This window comes from Paenibacillus massiliensis 2301065 = DSM 16942 (genome assembly GCF_000377505.1).
Classification (GTDB): domain Bacteria; phylum Bacillota; class Bacilli; order Paenibacillales; family Paenibacillaceae; genus Paenibacillus; species Paenibacillus massiliensis.
On record NZ_KB898189.1, the window covers coordinates 293950 to 313055 of the forward strand.

The window sequence follows — 19106 nt, forward strand, 5'->3', positions numbered from 1 at the left end:
AGACGAACGGAGGAACTCGTATGGCCAAGGAAAGCTTTGATAAGGAAATTCAGTATCTACGCATGCTCGTGCTGACCAGCGGGGCCTTCAATCGGCAGCAGTTCGCAGATCGACTGGGCATTTCGGTACATACCTTTGACAAGACCATCCGCCGGATCAAGGATATCGTTGGCTCGCTACACCCCGGACTCTCACAGGATCAGAGCATCGAGTTGGCGGAAGCGGTCAGGTATAGCAATTACGAATCCTCAGACCCGCTGCTGCTCTTCTTATTTCGGGCCAAGTCGGTTCGTGAGTCCGAAAGCCATCGAATTTCCCTGCTGCTCGCTGCCATGAATGAGCAGGCATGGACCGCTATGGAGCTGCTGGACATCTGCTGTGCCAGCTTGCCGACGGATCTACCCCTACCGGACGAGAAGACGATTCGTTCGGATCTCAAATACCTGGAGAAGGTGGGCGTCATTCGCCGTGAACCCGGTCCCCGGCCTTACCGTTACTGCATAGATAATGAGCTGGTGCGCAGCCTGTCCGAGGATGAACTCCTCGATCTCTATGACTTCGTGGATGTCATGGCGAACACTCAAGTCCCCTCAGTTCAAGGCTATCTGCTGCGTGATGGACTCAAGAAGCATATCCAGCGTCAGGATGACGATGGAGCGAGGCTGGAGCATTTTATATATAAATATCATTATTACTCCAGAATTCTGGATGAAGCACATCTGTTCAATCTACTGCATGCCATGCGTCTGCGACGCAAGGTCCGATTCATCTATTTCTCACCCAAGTCTGACAAGAGCTATGCCTCCAGAAATACCAATCCGCTGTTCGAGAAGGACCAGGAAGGGCTCAAGAATACCGCTCTACCCTTGAAGATCGTCTACGACCATCAATACGGCCGCTGGTATCTGCTTGCTCATGGTTATAAGGGCATCCGTAAATTCCGCATGGAGGGAATTACCCAATTGGAGGAGGACGAGGCAGTTCCAGAGGAATGGTTCGCATCCAAATCCGAGGAGCTTGCCGAGAAGATGCGGTATAGCTGGCTGATCGATACAGGGCGGTCGGTGACAGTAAGGGCGCGCTTCTATAATCCCGGGTTCGGGGAATATAACTTCGTCAAGGAGCGGGTACTGCTGCAGGGGCAATGGGGTGAGATCATAGCGGAGGATGAGCAAGCCTTCATCTATGAAATTCAAGTGAACGGAACCACTGAAATCAAGCCGTGGCTTCGCAGCTTCGGTTCCAGCTGTGAGGTGCTTGAGCCTCTTCGGTTCCGACAGGAACTGATCGACGAATGGAAGGAGATCCAGTCCTACTATGAATCTGTTTGAGAAAATCTTCAATTATCAGCTCCTTACGCGGCTGGAGGATTCCGGTACCTTCATGGTGACGTCGCATGAACGCTCGTGGCTCAAGACGATGCTCGCGCATCCGGCAGCTTCCGAGGCATTTACAGTGGAGACTCTAGTCAAGCTGCACCGCATACTGGAGTCAGATCAGCCTATGGATGTTGAGGAGCATCTCATCCAGAAGGCGGGTAGTAAGGAGAAGCATGTCTACCATCCGCTTTTGCGTCCGCTACGCCGAATGATTGCGAACAGGACAGCCATGCGAATCCGCTGCCGACTCAAGGGTGGTCAGGTGACTCCAGACCAATGGGGATTTCCTTATAAGCTGGAGTATTCCATGGTGAAGCGGGAGTGGTACGTGCTATGGTACCGGATGCGACACCGGTCCTTAATGAGTACGCCGCTACGCAATATTCTGCAGCTGGAGGAAGAATCCGTCGAGAGTGATGCTGTTGATGGCATGCTGGAGTCCATCACACGCCGTCAGGCAGCACGCCAGCGGGAAGCCGTGATTGAGGTCGTCCCGATGTATAATGAGGAGTTGTCCCGCATATTGCATGCCTTCTCCAGCTTCGGGAAGGACGTTCATTATGATGCAGAGCAGGACACCTATAGAGTTCATATCACCCATCCAGGTGACGAGGCCGAATACCTTCTCTCCAAGATTCGCTTTCTCGGCAAGCGAGTGCGGGTCATTACCGGAGATTACCTGAAACGACGCATGCTGGAGGCCTCGACGAAGGCACTGGAGCGTTATCAGCAAGCTTCGCCAGAGGAGGAGCTGAGCTCCTAATTAACGATTAGCACGGTTACGGCTGCTGGAACCATCACTTATGCTACCCTCACTACCGCCCTCATTCATTTGTCTGCTACCGCTTGAATTTGGCAGCCCGGGCACCTTCGGCATCTCATCTTCAATCTGTGGACTATTCATCGGCAATGGATTGTACATTTCTGGCGGGTGGCTCTGATCCGGTGAGTGACTCTGAACAGGTGAATGATTCATCTCTAGACCGTCACTCATCCCAGGCCTACGCCAATTCTGCCCTCCCCCTGCATCCCTGCCAGGCCTTCCACCTCCGGGAAATCCCGTCCCTGGCCCCTCATGAACCAAGGGATAAGTGATCTGCTGGGCAGTAACAGCCTCGCAAGATACCAGCAGCACCAAGCAGCTCACGCTTAGTACGCATACATAAGCTATACGAGTCATTCCACTCATCTTACTCCCCCTTTCCCCAAGAATAGTCGGCCATAATCGAGCACTCTGGTTCGAAGTAGCCTGTACACATCCTTGAAGCCCATATACGACATCACCATTAGCAGCGGATACACCGGGTATAGGTAGCGGGATTTGATCTCCCACAGAATATAGAAACCAATGAAGCCTAGCACTACCAGCACGAGCGATACCTCTTCATAGCGCTTGGAACGGATGCTGCCAATCAGACGCACCAAATTAAAGCCATACATTAGCATATTCATCGTATATAGGCACCAGAGCACTATGGTGCGCGGCCAAGAATCCCCGGCGAACCACTTCGTTGCGAAGGTAGAGTAGCTGTAGCCACCCATGATCGAGACACGGCCACGATTCCCATCACCAAGATCATTACCAATACCGTAACGGTCGACCTGATAGGTCCCTTCCGTCCAGGTCCATACGATTTTTTTGAAATACATACTCAACAGTTCACCCGGACTTGCCGCAGCGAGCTTCTCAGCAATCCCTTCCTTGAACAGTTCCGCACTGACGGCCTTATCGTAGCCCGCCTCACGCTGGTAGATGCTATAGCTCTGCATATTATCCCAGAATCCGAAGCGCTCCAGATTGATTCCCATATGTAGCCACATCGAGACTGGCGCCGCATTGCTGCCCACTGGCTCATCAACTACACCTGTAGCCTGGAGTGCCGCATTTTGCATCCAGCCCGGAACGTTGAAGATCCCGGCCAGCAGCACAATAGCCATGAATCCCTTCCTCCAGCCAAGTACGCGCAGCTTCATGCCTATCGTCAGCAGCGCAGCGATAAGAAAGATTACTCCGATGCCTCGAAAATAGTTACCAAGAGCAATCAGTACAGAAGCTAACAAAATTGCAGTCCACGATGTCTGCTTCAAATAACGGATCAGGGCATATAACCCTGAGGTCAGACATGCGGTGGCAATGACATCGTTATAGATCAGATTGTTCATCAGTAAGGAAGGAAGATAGCAGGCTGCCAGCAGCAATATACCATAATCCCGCTCACCCTCCTTACCATATAGCTCCCTGTAGATCAGGTAGACCATTAGTGTTGTGATAAGGGAGAAGAGGATATTAAAGCTTTTCAGAATGAGATAGTTATCAGGGAACCACGACAACAAGGTCTTGATATATACCACCATTGAGAAGTTAAAGGGAAACATGTGCAAATACCCGCCAGGATCAAACGTAGAATAGTCATGGTCATAGAGCATGTCCAGCGCCAGAGATACCACCGTCTGTGAATCATCCGTAGGCAGGCGCGGGAACAGGAATATGAGCGCCACCTGCATGATTAAGGTACTGAGCAGAATACTCGGGATGACCACCTGTGAACGATAGCGGCTCAGCCTTTGCGCTGCCTGGTACAACAAGACACCCGCAACGAGCAGCAGCAAGACCAACGGAATATATATCCACAGACGCTGCCCTTGCAAAATGGGATTATCTCCGTATGCAGCATAATTATATTCCGCTCTGACGAACAGAGAGGCTCCCACGAACAATCCCATAAAACAGATCAGGATCATATATAACAGCTTAGGAATGAGCTTGAACAAACCGTTGACACCTCTTTCCTACCATGGAATGCACAATGTACGTACAAAAGAATTCGCAATGCACGCACACCTCCATCGGAATGAATTCGCTATGATTATACGAGTCCCAGCTTAAAACTAGCTGAATCCAGGCTTAAGGCATATTGCAGCTCTTCTAGCAAAAAAAGCCGTGACTCTCCCCCTTGGAGAATCACGACTTGAATTACGATTGGAGCTCGCTGATCATCTGCTTACAATCCTTGTTCAAAAGAACAGCAAGCTTAACAGTAGTCGACAGGGCTCCCCGCTTGCAGCCGCTATACACGCACATTTGACATAGTCCACGTATCAGGACTTGCTCTGATTCCGCTTTCCAATACCAAACACATAATAAGCAATGACGACAAGCGCCATGAACGAAGCACCCACGATGAGCGAGATTCGTGTATCCGGGTTGAAGCACATCCCGATAATGACCAGCACCAGGAAAATGATAATGATGTAGTTGCTGACCGGGAACCATTTGGACTTGAAATTATGGTCCGCCAGCTCCTTGCCCCACTGCTTACGGAATTTGAACTGGCTGATCGCCAGCGCGAACCATGGCATCATACCCGGCAAGACACTTGCACTATAAATATAAAGGAACAGCTTGGAGTCTGGGATCAGGTAGTTCAGCAATACCCCGATCAACAGCAAGGACAGTGTCACAAGGATACTGTTGCGCGGAACTCCGCCCTTGGACAGCTTTCCGAAAAACCCTGGAGCTTGTCCATTACCCGCGAGCGTATACAGCATACGTCCAGCACTATAGATACCGCTGTTACAGCCAGACATCGCTGCTGTCAGCACTACAAAGTTAATAATTCCCGCTGCTGCCAGAATTCCGACCTTGGCAAATGTCAGTACGAACGGGCTTCCCGTCTGACCGACTTCGTTCCACGGATACAGCGTCACCATGACGAAGACGGCACCAACGTAGAAAATAAGAATGCGCCAGACGATATTCTTGATCGCTTTGCGCAATGTATATTTAGGATTTTCGGCCTCACCTGCCGTGATTCCGACCATCTCGACTCCCTGATAGGCGGCTGTCACCAGACAGAGTGCGAACAGGAAGCCCTTGAGCCCACCCGGGAAGAACCCGCCATGACTGTAGAGATTCGACAGACCGATGGGCTGCCAGCCATTGCCTAAGCCGAAGAAGATCAGACCCGTTCCGATGACGATCATGAACACGATCGCGATAATCTTGATGAGGGCGAACCAGAATTCGAACTCGCCATATAGCTTCACCGCAGCCAAATTGGCTGCCGCAATAATCAATACGCCCACCAGGGCTGGAATCCATTGCGGAATATCCGGATACCAGTAGCCGAAATAGATACCGATAGCCGTCACTTCGGCCATCCCCACGGTCACCCACAGGAACCAGTAGCTCCAGGCTGTCAGGAACCCGGCTAGTGGCCCAATGTACTTATGTGCGAAGGTCGCGAAGGAGCCTGTGACAGGCTCTTGTATGAGCATTTCTCCCATAATTCGCATCACGAAGAAAATAATAATCCCTGCCAGCATATAGGCCAACAATACGGATGGGCCTGCCCATTGGATCGCGCTTGCCGAGCCCATGAACAATCCGACTCCGATTGTGCCTCCCAGGGCAATCAGTTCAATGTGCCTGGGCTTTAATCCTCTCTTTAATTCTTTCGTTTCCAAACGAATTCCCCTTTTCTAATGTCCATCCTTCTATTAGAAGTCCCGCGTTAACGCGATGCAGAATTACTTCGCCAAATTTTACGCCAATGTGACAAGAAATACAATATAAAATGTAACATTATGCGGAATATTTTTCGCTGATTCGAATCTTGCTCTTGTATAAGATTCGCAACCGCCACGAACCTATACGTGTAGGATAAAAATCCCCAACATAAATAGAGCACAAGCATGATCACCCTGGATCGTTACTTGTGCTCCTTTGTACTCACTTATATTCCTTTTTGCTCTATGTCTAATCTTCCAAAAGTCCAATCATGCCCAAGTGGTAATTGTCTCTACAGGTAATCGGTAGGATGGATAGCCTTCTTTGCTCGCTTTGCCAATCGACAGCAGCATGACCGGCTGGAATCGCTCCTCGTCCAGGCCGAAGACCTCCGCAATTCGATCCTTGTCATACCCCGCCATAGGGTTGGTATCGTAGCCGTGGGCGCGAGCTACAAGCATCAGCTGCATCGAAACAAGACCAGAGTCCAGCATGTTAATGTCGCGCAAGGCGGATGCAGTCAGACTTGCATAATACGGCCTTGCCTGCTGCAATTGCATATCCTTGATGTCCTGCGGCATGTAGCCGAGTTCTACTGCTTTATTAAAAATTTCATCCATGTATTCAACATTGTTAGCGTCGTAAAACACTGCAATAATGGCCGAAGATGTCATTACTTGTGTCTGATTGAAGGAAGCCAGTGGCGCAAGTTTTTCTTTACCTTCGGCGCTGTCGATTACAAGGAAACGCCAAGGTTGCATGTTAATAGCAGATGGAGCGCGGGAAGCTTCCGCCAGAATTTCGGTCATTTCCTCCCGACTGATTTTCACTTCGGGATCGTACACTTTAACGGAACGACGTTCCAGTACAATTTTGTTGAAGTTGTTTGTTTTGTGGTAGTTGCCTGTAAGGTTGCTCATGCAGGTTTCTCTCCTTTTCGGTTGAGTTTGGAAATGATGTTTCTTATGATTACTAGTAAGAGGGTAAACTATAAAGTATGCTTTATAGCAAGCGCTAAAAAACGGGGTGATGGTCATCAAAATCAGTGAAGTAGCCAAAAGTATTGATCTCCCGATTTCAACGATCCGTTACTATGAGCAAATAGGCATTATCACGGATGAATATGTATTGAGGGATCAAAATAATTATCGGATTTATTCGTCAGACATCATTCATCATCTGAATGTTGTTAAAAATTGTTTGGCCGTTGGCTTTTCGATTCAGGAAATCAAATCCATGATCTCGAAAAACGGGATGTCCAAGGATGAGCAAGTAAGCCTGATACAATTAAAAATTGCCGAAATTGAAGCTACTCAACAGCAATTAAATGTCTCAAAGCAAAACCTGTATGACATTCTCAGTGCGGACGTTACTTGCGAAAAAGGGTTTGGGAAAATATGAATGAATACTTATCATTCTGCATTACACGGAGTACAATGATATGCTTCAGCATTCAACGAACGGGGAACGTTACTCATGAATAACAACAGCGGTAGACCAGACTAAGTGATCAAGTCTGGGTCTACCGCTGCTAACTTTAAGGTTCAGTCTAATCCTGTATTTTCGCCCAACATCTTGGTACTGCTTGCCGTTGCTTGCTGTGAGCAGCATTGCGGGGGTACCCGGTCAGCTAACCATACCTCATTGCCAGCATAATAAAAGGAGACTCCGCTCTCTTGCGCACACTGGGTATCCACTCTCAGAATTACCAGCTCTCCCCGGCGCTTCCCGGCCAGTGTCGCAAAGTGAGTCCCTTCTGACAGGTGCACATATTGACGTCCCATCGGCTTCAGGCCCTCCTTTTGAATCGAAGGAAGTGCCTTCTGGTTCGTGCCATGATACAGCACCGCCGGGGGCTGGGTCGCTTCATAACGGATTTTGCCATGGCTATGGCCATATCTGGCCCGGATTCGGTCTTCTACAATCTCGAAGCGTTGCTTGTCAGAATTGCGCACGACCTGCTCGATATCCTCCTGACGGACCCATGACCATCCACGCTGCGTCTGGATCGCGCCCAGCAACACCTTGATCGGGCACGAGCCATCCTCGGGATCAAGGACTACGCCGAACTCCTCTGGCTTATGTCGTAGCAGCAGGCTCATCAGTTTGCTTAAGCTTTTTTCCTTTGCTTGATCTAGCATCGTATCACTTCCTAATGGGTGTATCTTCACCATCATAGAAGTATTGGAGAGCAGCATATGGCACGCTTCCCCAATACTTATTCTATGCTTTATTATTCCAGCTTCTTCTAGTATTCTAGCTTCTTCTATTATTCTAGCTTCTTCTATTATCCCAGCATCACGCATCCCCTACAAGCGTGGATCGATCTCCCGCTCCTGAGCCACCTCGAAGAGCAGATTGGCAGCAATATTCCGGTAGGCTTCATGCTCTGGTGTAATGTCGGACAGCGGCACCTCTAGGAGCTTCAGCCCAAGCTGGTATTCCTGCAGGGAGGAGCGCTGCTTCTGTGCTACATTTTTTTGCTTCAGCAGCTTGCGGTATTTATGAGGGAACCGATAGTCATAGCCATAAATGATGGATAGGTACTCCGGATTCCGCACCTTCATATATGGCACAGTCCGACCATTCCATTGCTCCGGCTTGATGACGACACCCTCCATATGCTTATCCATAGTTAGCTTCACAAAATACTGCTCTGCCTCCTCCAGCGCTGTCGGTGAAGTGAGATCAAGCAACAGTGACTCATCATCCGACAAAAAGCGATACATTTCACTGGTATTCCAGCTAGGTACCTCTTCCCTGCCATCCGTATAGATCAGCTTCAACAGCGCGAACGGCTTATATTCCGCTTCGGTATCCTGCGCATACAGCTCCAGCTGTCTGCTATAGGTCCGATAGGCCTCTTCATGGGTGGATAACGGTACATAGGTCTCTTTAATCTGGTGAATATACTTGTAGTTCTGGTATACGTTTGCCCCGTATTTGTCACGTAGTGCTGCCTTGGAGCTATGATATTGATCCTGCTCGAAGCCGCTCGCTTCATATTCGGCGATCAGCTGATGACAGGCTTCCTCAAAGCCGTTCTGCTGTAGGAACGACAGCTCTGTCCCTAGCGCAGCCTCAATCGGCTTGAACTGTCTGTTAATCAGCCCCTCACCAAGAGCACTCCACGGCAGCAGCTCGCCGTCCAGCAGCAGTATGTCAACAGCTTGCTCCTGCATATATCCGCCGAATTTCAACAGCAGCTGGTCATAAATATCGGACATCCCTGCATAATTCACCTTATAGCCGTTACGGCTAACGGCGAAGCACTGCTCCTTGTCCCGGTACAAGTAGACGTTACATCTCGACCCCATATATTTGGGCTGCAATACCACCTGCCGAACATCACGCTGCCTGAAATACTCCAGGCCACGCTGCAAGGATTCCAGCTCATTCGTCTCTTCATTCTTGTCTGCCGGGGACATCGTACCTGAGATGTAGTTGATCTTATGGCGTGAGCTATACCGAAGGCGACGAAGCTCTTCCTCGCCCAAATCCTGTACCGATACCTTACGCTCCTCCTGAAATACGACCGGCAGCTCCTTAGAGATCACGGCTTGACTGGCCTTTCTGGATTTCAGAAACGGTCTGAACGAGATGCTGACCGAGCTCAGCAGATTGCCATGTACACTACCTGTGTCGATATGCAGCTTATTGCGGATACGAAAGCTACGCTTGGCGGCGATATGTCCGAATACATGATACGGGTGGTTCTTGACAGCTTCCTCCTGCAAAAAGGCAAGCTGCCCCTCCAGCGGCTCCTCCCGATCTATGCGGAAATTCCGCTGATGTCGGGCCGAATTCGCATCCAGTTTCCCTATATACTTGTTCCGGCAGGGGGCATGTGTGACATAGAAGGAGGGCCCGGACACACCTACATAACGATAGAACGGCTTCGATATCGACACCAAATACTGAAATTTGGCCAACAGCTCAGCATCCTTAAGCAGTACTTGAGTAGATTCGAAATACGAATGAATCAGCTCCTGGTCCACTCCCTGAACTTCACCCCGAATGTACTTATCCACAAAGTTCTCATGGTTGCCAAGCACCAGATAGAAGTGCTCACGATTTTCGTACAGGAACTCAATGATCTCCTTGGTGCGTTTTCCTTTATCGATCCAGTCCCCTACCAGCACCAGCTTCGTATCCTTCAATGACTCAGACACTACCAGCTTGCCGGCCTCGGACTTGCCTTCACTAAACTTATAGCCGTAATCCAGTAGCAGTCCCTTCAGATCGTCCACGCATTCATGGACGTCTCCTATGATGATGTACTTCTGCTCCTGTGGCAGCACGGTCGCCAAATACTGCTCCATATCTTCAATGACGAAGGTATATTCAGGATTCGCCCTGCATTCCTCCATCAGATAGAAATCCTTTGCCCGTACCCGATGGATTTTGCCATATTTCTCCCGTCCTAATGAACCGAGGACCTCTCTTCTCAGCCGATTCATATGATTGGTAATCAATCGCTTAGAGCGCTCGGACGCATAATAATCACTTCGCTGACGATAATCGAACACGATGACTTCAAGATTGTAGTTATTCTGGTGAGCGATCTCCTTGACCTTGGCCCGAAAATCCTCGGACAGCCCTGTCGTATCCACGATTGCGAACTCGGCATTGATCGGAAAAGACGTTGCCAGCTTCAGCCGCTCGAACAGCAGCTGAAAGGCCTGCTCGCTTGCCTCCAGCATCACTTGATCATACTTGTCATAGTCATATCCCAGGATCTCTTGCCGAATCTGGTCCGAGGACAGATATTGGATGTTGGCCCGAATATTTCGATCAGCATCCGCGAAACGCAGCCCCGGAATCAGCACCTCCTTGGCAAAAGTCGTCTTGCCGCATTCGGTAGAGCCGATGAGCATGAAGATGGTGTGCATCTTTGTACGAATTTCCATCATCAGGCCTCCTTTCTCTGAAGTATGACACCTTGTGTCGTTGTAATCTGATTGACGCAGTCCCCGATCGCAACAAACTCACCCTGAACATCGAGATTACCAATGATGCCAATCATCCATTGACGAAAGGCCGCCTCTCCCAGCTCCCACTTGTGATCATCGTGCCGGAAGCCACTTAGCTCATAGTATCCATTAAAGTCCGCATTGGGGGTCGTAATGATGAAGCGGTCGAAGTCCACTTTGGCACAGATCTGACGGATCAGCTGCTCCGCCTCCTCCAGACTCATATGCTCAATCACCTCGGTGAGGATTACATCGACCCGCTCTCCGCTATAGCTCTCCAGGAACTGGTCAATCGAACTGCAGGTCACGATATTCTCAATTTCACGAGCCTCTGCTTTGCGCTTCACCTTCTCCAGTAGCTCTTCATTGATGTCGATGGCATAGTAGCTGTCCTCGATCTTCCCGGCAAAGCTCAGCGCGTAGAAGCCTTCTCCACACCCGACGTCCACAATGGCCTTATCGAAGGGCAGCACATTCCCGATATATTGCCTGCGCTGAAGCGCGGTACCCCCATAAGCGAATTGAATATCATACCTGTCTGTTCGTTCCAGCTCAGCCTTGTACCTCCGAAAACGATCCCGAGAAGATAAGAAGTTGCGTACGAACAGACTGCGGATATAGAAGGGTGCATCCATGACGTGAATGCTCTTGATATATTTACTGAGTATGCTATCCGAGATATCTATGAATTCCTTGCCGAATATAGACAGGAACAAGCACAAGACACTGACGGTATGTAGCAGCTCATACATGCTCTTCTTGGTCTTTACGGTCAAGGAGTAGCTTTTGTGCGCGAGATGTGTGAGCTCGAAGGTGAAATCCAGCAAATGCTTCTCGAAAAAGTGAATATAGCGCTCCAGTTCAACATGAATCATATTGATGTGAAAGGTATGCTCGTAGCCCTCCGTATCGGCTTCGCCTTGTACCTTGAGCGGTGCCGAGAAGAACTCGCTAATCGCATTGAGTGGAAATAATGGTGTGTTATAGCGGGAGACATTCAAATATTCGAAGCTCTCCTGCTCATGCTGCTTATATGAGATTTCATTGTCTGCATCCTTGAAATATACATTGAACGTCTGTGCATCTGTGTACCAGCCGTACGCCATGCCCTTGCGAACCGAGCGCAGTAGCATACCGGAGTTCGGATTTTTTTTGATCAAAAATGAGAACTGCGGATTGGTGGATGTCACTTGAATAATGGCCATCTTGAATTTCTCCCCTCCTATTCGTAAGGTTAGCTGTGCTGTCGCTCCACTAGAGAGAGCTTAGCTGCTGCTTGCCTGATGATGTTAATCTTGGTGATTGTATTGCCTTTATTCTACTTACACGTCCCCCTGCGGAACAGGGTAAAAGTATTACGAAAACTTATAGTACCTTGACCCTATGAGTGTAGAGCCGCTGCAAGCGGGGAGCCCCGTCGACCTCTGTTAAGCTTGCTGTTCTTTTGAACGATGATAACTAGCAGATGAACAGCAAGCTTAAAGGCGGCCACTCCGTTTCTCTAGGGCTTCCCCGCTTTCCGCTAACCGCTATCTCTCCAGATCATTCAACATGAAATCAGATTCGGTCAAGGTACTAGAATGAAAGTTGACATAACAAAAGGGGCTGTCCCATAAGTAGATATTCTACTGGCCCGTTGTCTTCTCAAAAGCTTAAACGTCAACAGAGCAGCGATTCTCCCATTATTGGAGAATCGCTGCTCTGCGTTTTTGGTTATTTGCAGCTTGCTTCAATAGATTATGGGCGAGCCAAAGCCAGCCGACCTCCTCTTCTACCGCTTCAATGTCAGCAAACAGGTCGTGTACCTTTTCCTGCAGTTTGGCTTTGTGTTTACTGACTGCATTGCCCCATACAAAACGTATAACGGTTAGCATTAGCCTCGATTTTGGTTCCGTCCACAAAGTACTGCTCTAAAGAAACGTGTTTTTCGTCAGCCAGAAACTGAACCACGGAGGTAAATACGACTTCGAGAACACTCTGCATCCGCTGGGAACGGAAGCGGTTCAAGGTACGAAAGTCTGGCCGCTACCGTCCAGCCAGCCACATGAAGAGGATGTTCTCCCGCTTGAACAGTGGAGAGGACGGACTGATTGTGGAAAAGCGGCAGCGGTCGCCTTTGTCCCCGGATTTTCACCGCTTAGGAGAATAAATTAAATCTGGGGACAACAGCGATTGTAACAACGGTCCGTTCACGGAGCGTCCGCCCCAAAAGCCTACGTATATCCTACGTAAAACAAGGCTGACCCAAGCAGCCATTTCATGGCTTTTGAGACAGCCCGTTTTAGGGGTGAGCGTTGGCGAGAGAAATATCAACCAACACCACACATTGCGATGATAGAGCGACGGTCGAAGCAGAACGCATGTTATTTGGAAAATAGCTGCTCCGCATCGTCCAGCGCCATGCTTTGACCAAGGGAAGAGTAATCCAGCCATTTCTGACCGTCCAGAATGTAGACATGCTTGTCCTTCACGGCCTTCAGGTTCTGCCAGACCGCATTCTGCTCCAATTCCTCGAACTTGGCTTTGGCTTCATTACCTTTACTGATAATAACAAAGATAGCATCGGCATTGAAATCAGGAAGCACTTCCTTCGAGATTACCTGATACGGCTCATCCGCCGAAATATTCTCTACGCCATCCGCCATCTTCAGCTTCAGATCATCGAACATAATTGGTCCGAGCGGGCGCTTGGTTCCCATGACCCGAAGTTCCTTGGCCGTCATACGAATCGTCATGACTTTGGCGTCTTCTCCCAGCTTGCCATGAATCAATTGACTCACACGCTCAGCCTTGGCATCATAATCCGCGATGTACTGTTCCGCCTTCTCCTCCAGTCCTACGTGCTTCGCAACCTGCTTCAGGTGATCGCGCCACGTCCCATTGTCCATATCAACTACAATGGTTGGTGCAATCTTCTGGAACTTGTCCAGATCCTTCTCCGAGTAGACCTTGTCGATATAGATGACGTCCGGCTGCAAACCAAGTACCGCTTCCATATCAGGGTCTGTTACGACACCCAGCTTCTCTACTCCCTGCAGTTGATCTGCCACATGGGGCAAGAAATCCTTCACATCGCCCCCTACAACGGACCCTGCAGGCTTAATGCCCAGGGCCAGCAGATTGTTCGTAATATGAATGGACATGGACGCGATTTTGGCATTGGGATCGTGTACGAGATTCTCAGTGCCCCCGCCGGTAGTGTTCGTATCGGAGCTGTCAGCAGTCCCCGATGGTTGAGTAGCCTGCGTCGCTGAGCCGGATGGTTGGCCACAAGCCGCCAGCAGTCCGATCAGCAGAATGGACATAAGTAATAGGGAAATCTTCTTCATGTTGTTCATTACCTCCAGATGTCATGTTATTCCTAAGTAAATAATAGTAGCTTGTACACACATGGCACTTTTGAAAATAGGAATCTATGCTGCCTTGGACTTGAATAAAAGGTACAAGAAATAGGGACCACCGATGAGCGCCACGACGACTCCCGCAGGAATGGCGTTTGGCCGAAAAATCCACCTGCCGATCGTATCCGCCGCTACTAGCACGACTAACCCGATCATGGCCGCTATCGGCAGAAAATATCGATGCCGTGGCCCGACCAGTCGCTTGGCGATATGCGGTGCGATCAGGCCGATGAAGCCAATTCCCCCCGTCATGGACACACTGGCACAGGACAGGGCAACGGCCATCGACAGCAGCAACAGCCTTTCCCGATTCACCGGATTCCCCAAGCTGTAGGAGATCTCATCGCCGAGAGCGAACAGATCCAGCAGCTTCGCACGGTAATAGATCAACGGGACCAGCACAGCAACCCAAGGCAGCAGGGACCACACATGCACCCAGTCTCTTCCCCAGATGCTCCCTGCCAGCCAACGGGCTGCAAACGCATAGGTATCCGGATCGAGCCTCAGTGACAATAGCAGTGTCAAGGCGCTGAAGCCCGCTGCTACCGCGATACCAACGAGGATGAGTCGAATGGGGATGATGCCCTTATGCCGCTCATAGGCGAACAAGAAGATGATCACCGCACAGACCGCGCCGCCCATGAACGTGAATATCGGAATGAGCAAGGCTGCTGGGCCCTCCATCGTGCGAAAAAATGAAACAAATACAATTAATCCGAGAGCAGCCCCATTATTAATCCCAAGGATGCCAGGGTCAGCAAGTGCATTGCGTGTCGCACCCTGAAAGACCGAACCTGCGATCCCGAGCCCAATCCCGGCCAGCACGGTGACCAGAATACGTGGCATACGGTATTCAAACAAGATCATCTGCTCGGTTGGGGAGCCTCCTCCGAGCAGGGTTCTCCACACCTCCAGAGGCGATAATGCAATCGTTCCGGTGTTGAGGCCGATGAGAATAGCGCCTATCGCCGCAACACAGCAAATGGCACCAATGAGCAGCACCCTGCGTTTCTTGTGCTGAGCCAGCTGATATGGATTCATGCTCATAGCTCCCTCCTTTCTTTGCGGGAAAGATACAGGAAGAAGGGTACACCGACCATAGCTACCATGGCACCAATAGCGAACTCTCGGGGTGGGCTTACCATACGGGAAGCAAAGTCAGCCAGCACAAGCAGGATTCCGCCAAGCAAGGCTGAGAAAGGAATCAGCACACGGTAGTCCACGCCTATGAGCCTCCGGGCAATGTGTGGGACGACCAGCCCCACAAAGGCAATCGAGCCAGCTACAGATACTGAGGCTCCTGCTAGTATCACGGCAGCGGTCAATCCCAGTAGTCTGACGCGGTTCACATGTACACCCAGATTGACTGCTGATTCATCCCCAAGCGACATGAAGGTGACCGAGCGACCCATCAGAATGGACCACAGAATGGTCACTGCGACAATGGGGGTGAACCAGCGTAGCTGCTCCCAGGTTACGCCAGCCACTCCTCCTGCATACCAGAAGGCAAGATCCTGGCTGAGTTCAAAATAGATCGCCACCCCTGTACTTAATGCATGCAGAATCGCAGCCACCACGGAGCCTGCAATCGTCAGCCGCAGTGTCGTCATCCCTCCAGGCTGGGAGAAGCCCAGCAGTACAATGAACACGGTTGTCAGAGCCGCACCCGCGAAGGAGAACAGAATGAGTCCTCCATAGGATAAGCCGGGCAGGAAAGCAAAACATAAAGCGACCGCAAAAGCTGAACCGGCGTTGACTCCCAAAATACCGCTATCGGCTAATGGGTTACGGGTGACTCCCTGCATGAGAGCCCCTGCTACGGCAAAAGCCATGCCGCTGAATACAGCGCCCAGCACACGCGGCAACCTGAGCTCATGTATGATCTGATGGGCACTGATCGCTTCGTTGTAGTGAAACACCGCTGCCCATACCGTACTCAGATTTAATTCCTTCGCACCAAAGGAGATGGCCATGAACATCGTTATCAGCAATCCTGCCATGGCAGCCATGAACCACATGCAGGTCATCCATCGTTTGGTCTTTTTCATCATATTGGGGAGCTGCATGCCTCCTTTTCACGAATTGAACATGATAATCATTATCATATAAAATCATTATAATTGGAACGCTCTATTATTCCATGACAATTTTGTAGATTCGGATTTGGACTATTTTTAGATCAGCATACACCAATAGGGTCATTTCTATTATTCCCTCAGACTGGGAGACTGACACAGCAGCTGTGACGCTTCCTCCAGCTGTTGATTGATCACAAATGGAGCATACACGAGCCACTTGTCCCACTTCAGAAAATAGACTCGTCCATGCCTGACCGCCGGATGTCCGCGCCAGTAAGGATTGCTGTGCTGCCACTCCAATACTCGCTGCTTATCTTGTTCTGTCTCTATTGCGACGAATAGATAGTCAGCCTCATAGTGCCTAATGTCATCCGCAGTCATTGCAATCCAGTTGAAATGCGAACCAGCCGGGTGCTTGTCAAGCTGCTGCTGAATGCGAACAGGGGGCTGCATCTGTAAAGAGCGATAAAATACGTGACCGAAATTTCGCGCACCATACATTCGAAGCTCATGCTCACGGCAGACACAGATCGCAACGGTGCCAGAGCCTGCCCTTGAGCGCACTTTTTTGCGAAGCTGCTCTGCTCTGGCTTCATGATGCTCCATCCATATCTTCGCCTGCTGCTCCCGATCTACAAGACTCGCAATGCTCATCAAGTGGCTGTACACGTCCGCACTGGTCCATGGGATAGCAATGATGGGAGCAATATCGTTAATATGCTCCTTCGCTTTGTCCAGCACATTGTCCTTACACACGATCAGGTCCGGCTTCATAGCTAGAAAATCCTCTCGGCTGATATTCCATGGATCAGAGGCATGCTCCGGCAGGTTCAGACTCTGGGTAACCAGGGGCATATGACTGTGCATCTGGGCAGCCATCGGCTTCAGGCCAAGTGTAAACAGATGATCTGTGTAAGCCGATGATAACGAGACTAGATTCAAATGCTTCTTCTGCGGAAAAATACTGGGAGAGTACCCACTGGTCTCTTTAAATCGTCTGCTAAAATAAAACTCATCTCTGTAACCGACCTTCGCTGCAATATTTTGAACGGAATGATCCGTCTGCAGCAGCATCTCTTTGGCCTTATTCATTCGTAGCTGGGTTAAATAAGCCACTGGCGTCTTACCATAAGAACGCTTGAACACCTGAGAGTAATAGGACGGATGGAGCTGTGCCAGCTCTGCAAGCTTCTCGATGCGCACATCCTCGCGGTAATACTCATGCATGTAATCAACGGTTGCCCTGAGCCGCTGCTCCATATCCTTCCACTCACGCGACTCTGCCGCTCTTAGCAGCTCTTCCAGCAAATCATGCAAATGCTGCGGAACTATATACGGATTCAGGCTCTCGTAACCAGACTTGGCTGAACTCAGCACATGCAGTAGCCTTCTGAAGCGACTTCCTCCCATGGGAAGCTGTCCCTCCACAGGAAAGCTATGATCTCGATGATAGTGTTGTGTCTTTTCTGTGCTCTCCATTAATCTATAAATATCGAACGATATCCAGTACACCTCGATCTTGGCATTCACAGAACCAATGAGGTGTACGCCCGTATCGGGAGCATATAGATGCAAAGACTCGCGCTCCAGACTTCGTGTCATCCCGTGAACAGTTAGTTCGGCTTTCCCGCGAACATACAGCAACAGATGGTGCTTCAACGGTCGTCCATCAGCCCAGTCGGGAGCTCCCTTCGCCTGATCAATCTCCTCAATCTCCAACCTGGCTTTTTTCAAAAAGTTATTATTTTGTAGCGGTATCTGCATGTCGGTGCAGCCCCCTTACGAACCATCTCTCAGCCTATGTATAGAAGCCAACCGCCGTATCCGAAGAAAACACTACCCTAGGGTAGTGTTTATGGACGAATATGTGTAATTCTTCACCATAAGCTCAAAATGACGGTTGCCCACTGATAATCAATATCAATTATACGATCGCAACTTCAGGAAGTCTATAGGGATCAATGACTTTTGCTTATTGCGCTAATTCCTGCTTAATCAGGTCATAACCCTGCTGCTCCTTGTCTACTGCATTTTCCTTAAAATGATCTTCGAAATATTCCTTGGCAGGATACTTGGTGACCTCCCCACCGTTCTCTACCAGATAGTACAGAGTATACGCGAAATCACCCGCATTACTGGTGTTCAGCTCAATCTGCATGGGGGCATTAACTCGTGCCGTCTGCTTATATTCCGCCTCCATTTCCTTCAAATATCCCTCCATCGTTGTCTCTGCTCTAGCCTGATCTGCATCATTCTTGATCTCAGCAATAGCCTTCTTCATGCCTTGAATCAGCGGACTATCCTCTGGATGTCTGATCAAAGTCATGTCCACCTCTACGTCTGCATCAATGAATGTGGCTGAACCCTGCTTCTGTTCATTGCTGAATGCAACCGTGAAGTTCTCCAATTTGTTAATATCGCTATTGTATATAGACGAATACAAATCTTGAATATCCTTAAATATAGTCTTGGCCTGCTCAGCCGATAGACTGGTGGCGTTGTTGGTGATCTGCTCATTCAAGGCTTGCTGCACATTCAAGGCTTGCTGCCCATTTGACTCCTGTGGCTCATTCGCTTGTGGCTTGTCATTGCCTCCGTCCATACAGCCGCTTAGCAGGGCGCCAGCACATAATACGGCCATAAATACAGTGACATACCTCTTGGATTGCTTCACATAAATCTCCTCTTTCGGTGTCAATTTTGATGTCTGTGATATGCTGAGCAGAAAGCACAAAACCCTGAGACGTTTGTCTAGGGTTTCATGC

Annotated in this window: 15 protein-coding genes and 1 pseudogene; 3 read left to right on the forward strand and 13 right to left on the reverse strand. The window is 49.7% G+C overall.

All coding sequences use genetic code 11. From position 1 onward, the window contains the following. The first annotated feature begins 20 nt into the window (after positions 1-20). Together D328_RS0112175 and D328_RS0112180 are read left to right on the forward strand one after the other, a co-directional pair. Positions 21-1331 carry a helix-turn-helix transcriptional regulator gene (locus D328_RS0112175; protein WP_018885294.1) on the forward strand — a complete coding sequence of 437 codons (1311 nt, stop codon included), beginning with the start codon at positions 21-23 and terminating at the stop codon, positions 1329-1331. Beyond that, on the forward strand, positions 1318-2142 hold the full coding sequence (locus tag D328_RS0112180; protein ID WP_018885295.1) for a WYL domain-containing protein: 825 nt from the start codon (positions 1318-1320) through the stop codon (positions 2140-2142). The genes D328_RS0112175 and D328_RS0112180 overlap by 14 nt, the downstream gene beginning before the upstream one ends. Here the strand turns inward: D328_RS0112180 and D328_RS0112185 are convergent, their stop codons facing one another. From D328_RS0112185 to D328_RS0112200, 4 genes are all read right to left on the reverse strand, one after another. Beyond that, positions 2143-2568, reverse strand: coding sequence for a hypothetical protein (locus tag D328_RS0112185; RefSeq protein WP_018885296.1), 426 nt, complete (start codon positions 2566-2568; stop codon positions 2143-2145). Then, on the reverse strand, positions 2565-4151 hold the full coding sequence (locus tag D328_RS0112190; RefSeq protein ID WP_018885297.1) for an ArnT family glycosyltransferase: 1587 nt from the start codon (positions 4149-4151) through the stop codon (positions 2565-2567). The genes D328_RS0112185 and D328_RS0112190 overlap by 4 nt, the downstream gene beginning before the upstream one ends. A 327-nt stretch (positions 4152-4478) precedes the next feature. Continuing rightward, the gene (locus D328_RS0112195) at positions 4479-5846 is read right to left on the reverse strand and encodes an amino acid permease (protein ID WP_018885298.1); all 1368 of its coding nucleotides are present in this window, start codon (positions 5844-5846) and stop codon (positions 4479-4481) included. A gap of 312 nt (positions 5847-6158) precedes the next feature. Further along, the gene (locus D328_RS0112200; RefSeq protein ID WP_018885299.1) at positions 6159-6809 is read right to left on the reverse strand and encodes a nitroreductase family protein; all 651 of its coding nucleotides are present in this window, start codon (positions 6807-6809) and stop codon (positions 6159-6161) included. Positions 6810-6918: 109 nt separating this feature from the next. On the opposite strand from D328_RS0112200, the gene D328_RS0112205 reads away from it, so the two are divergent. Beyond that, positions 6919-7290, forward strand: coding sequence for a helix-turn-helix domain-containing protein (locus tag D328_RS0112205; protein ID WP_018885300.1), 372 nt, complete (start codon positions 6919-6921; stop codon positions 7288-7290). Positions 7291-7433: 143 nt separating this feature from the next. Here the strand turns inward: D328_RS0112205 and D328_RS29005 are convergent, their stop codons facing one another. The 9 genes and pseudogenes from D328_RS29005 to D328_RS0112250 all read right to left on the reverse strand — a co-directional run bounded on the left by D328_RS29005 (position 7434) and on the right by D328_RS0112250 (position 19015). Next, positions 7434-8030, reverse strand: a complete 597-nt coding sequence (locus D328_RS29005) for an RNA 2'-phosphotransferase (RefSeq protein WP_051091143.1) — start codon at positions 8028-8030, stop codon at positions 7434-7436. Between the two features lie 168 nt (positions 8031-8198). Then, the gene (locus D328_RS0112215; protein ID WP_018885302.1) at positions 8199-10799 is read right to left on the reverse strand and encodes a metallophosphoesterase; all 2601 of its coding nucleotides are present in this window, start codon (positions 10797-10799) and stop codon (positions 8199-8201) included. Positions 10800-10801: 2 nt separating this feature from the next. Then, the gene (locus D328_RS0112220; RefSeq protein WP_018885303.1) at positions 10802-12067 is read right to left on the reverse strand and encodes a class I SAM-dependent methyltransferase; all 1266 of its coding nucleotides are present in this window, start codon (positions 12065-12067) and stop codon (positions 10802-10804) included. A gap of 563 nt (positions 12068-12630) precedes the next feature. Continuing rightward, positions 12631-12926: pseudogene (locus tag D328_RS31950) on the reverse strand (transposase); the annotation flags it as partial. Between the two features lie 299 nt (positions 12927-13225). Further along, the gene (locus D328_RS0112230) at positions 13226-14191 is read right to left on the reverse strand and encodes an ABC transporter substrate-binding protein (RefSeq protein WP_018885305.1); all 966 of its coding nucleotides are present in this window, start codon (positions 14189-14191) and stop codon (positions 13226-13228) included. 84 nt (positions 14192-14275) lie between these two features. Continuing rightward, positions 14276-15310 carry a FecCD family ABC transporter permease gene (locus tag D328_RS0112235; RefSeq protein ID WP_018885306.1) on the reverse strand — a complete coding sequence of 345 codons (1035 nt, stop codon included), beginning with the start codon at positions 15308-15310 and terminating at the stop codon, positions 14276-14278. Beyond that, the gene (locus D328_RS0112240) at positions 15307-16329 is read right to left on the reverse strand and encodes a FecCD family ABC transporter permease (protein ID WP_018885307.1); all 1023 of its coding nucleotides are present in this window, start codon (positions 16327-16329) and stop codon (positions 15307-15309) included. The genes D328_RS0112235 and D328_RS0112240 overlap by 4 nt, the downstream gene beginning before the upstream one ends. 141 nt (positions 16330-16470) lie before the next feature. After that, positions 16471-18105 (reverse strand): helix-turn-helix domain-containing protein, encoded by a 1635-nt coding sequence (locus D328_RS0112245; protein WP_018885308.1) that lies wholly within the window; start codon positions 18103-18105, stop codon positions 16471-16473. Between the two features lie 208 nt (positions 18106-18313). After that, positions 18314-19015, reverse strand: a complete 702-nt coding sequence (locus D328_RS0112250; protein WP_018885309.1) for a hypothetical protein — start codon at positions 19013-19015, stop codon at positions 18314-18316. Positions 19016-19106 lie beyond the last annotated feature (91 nt).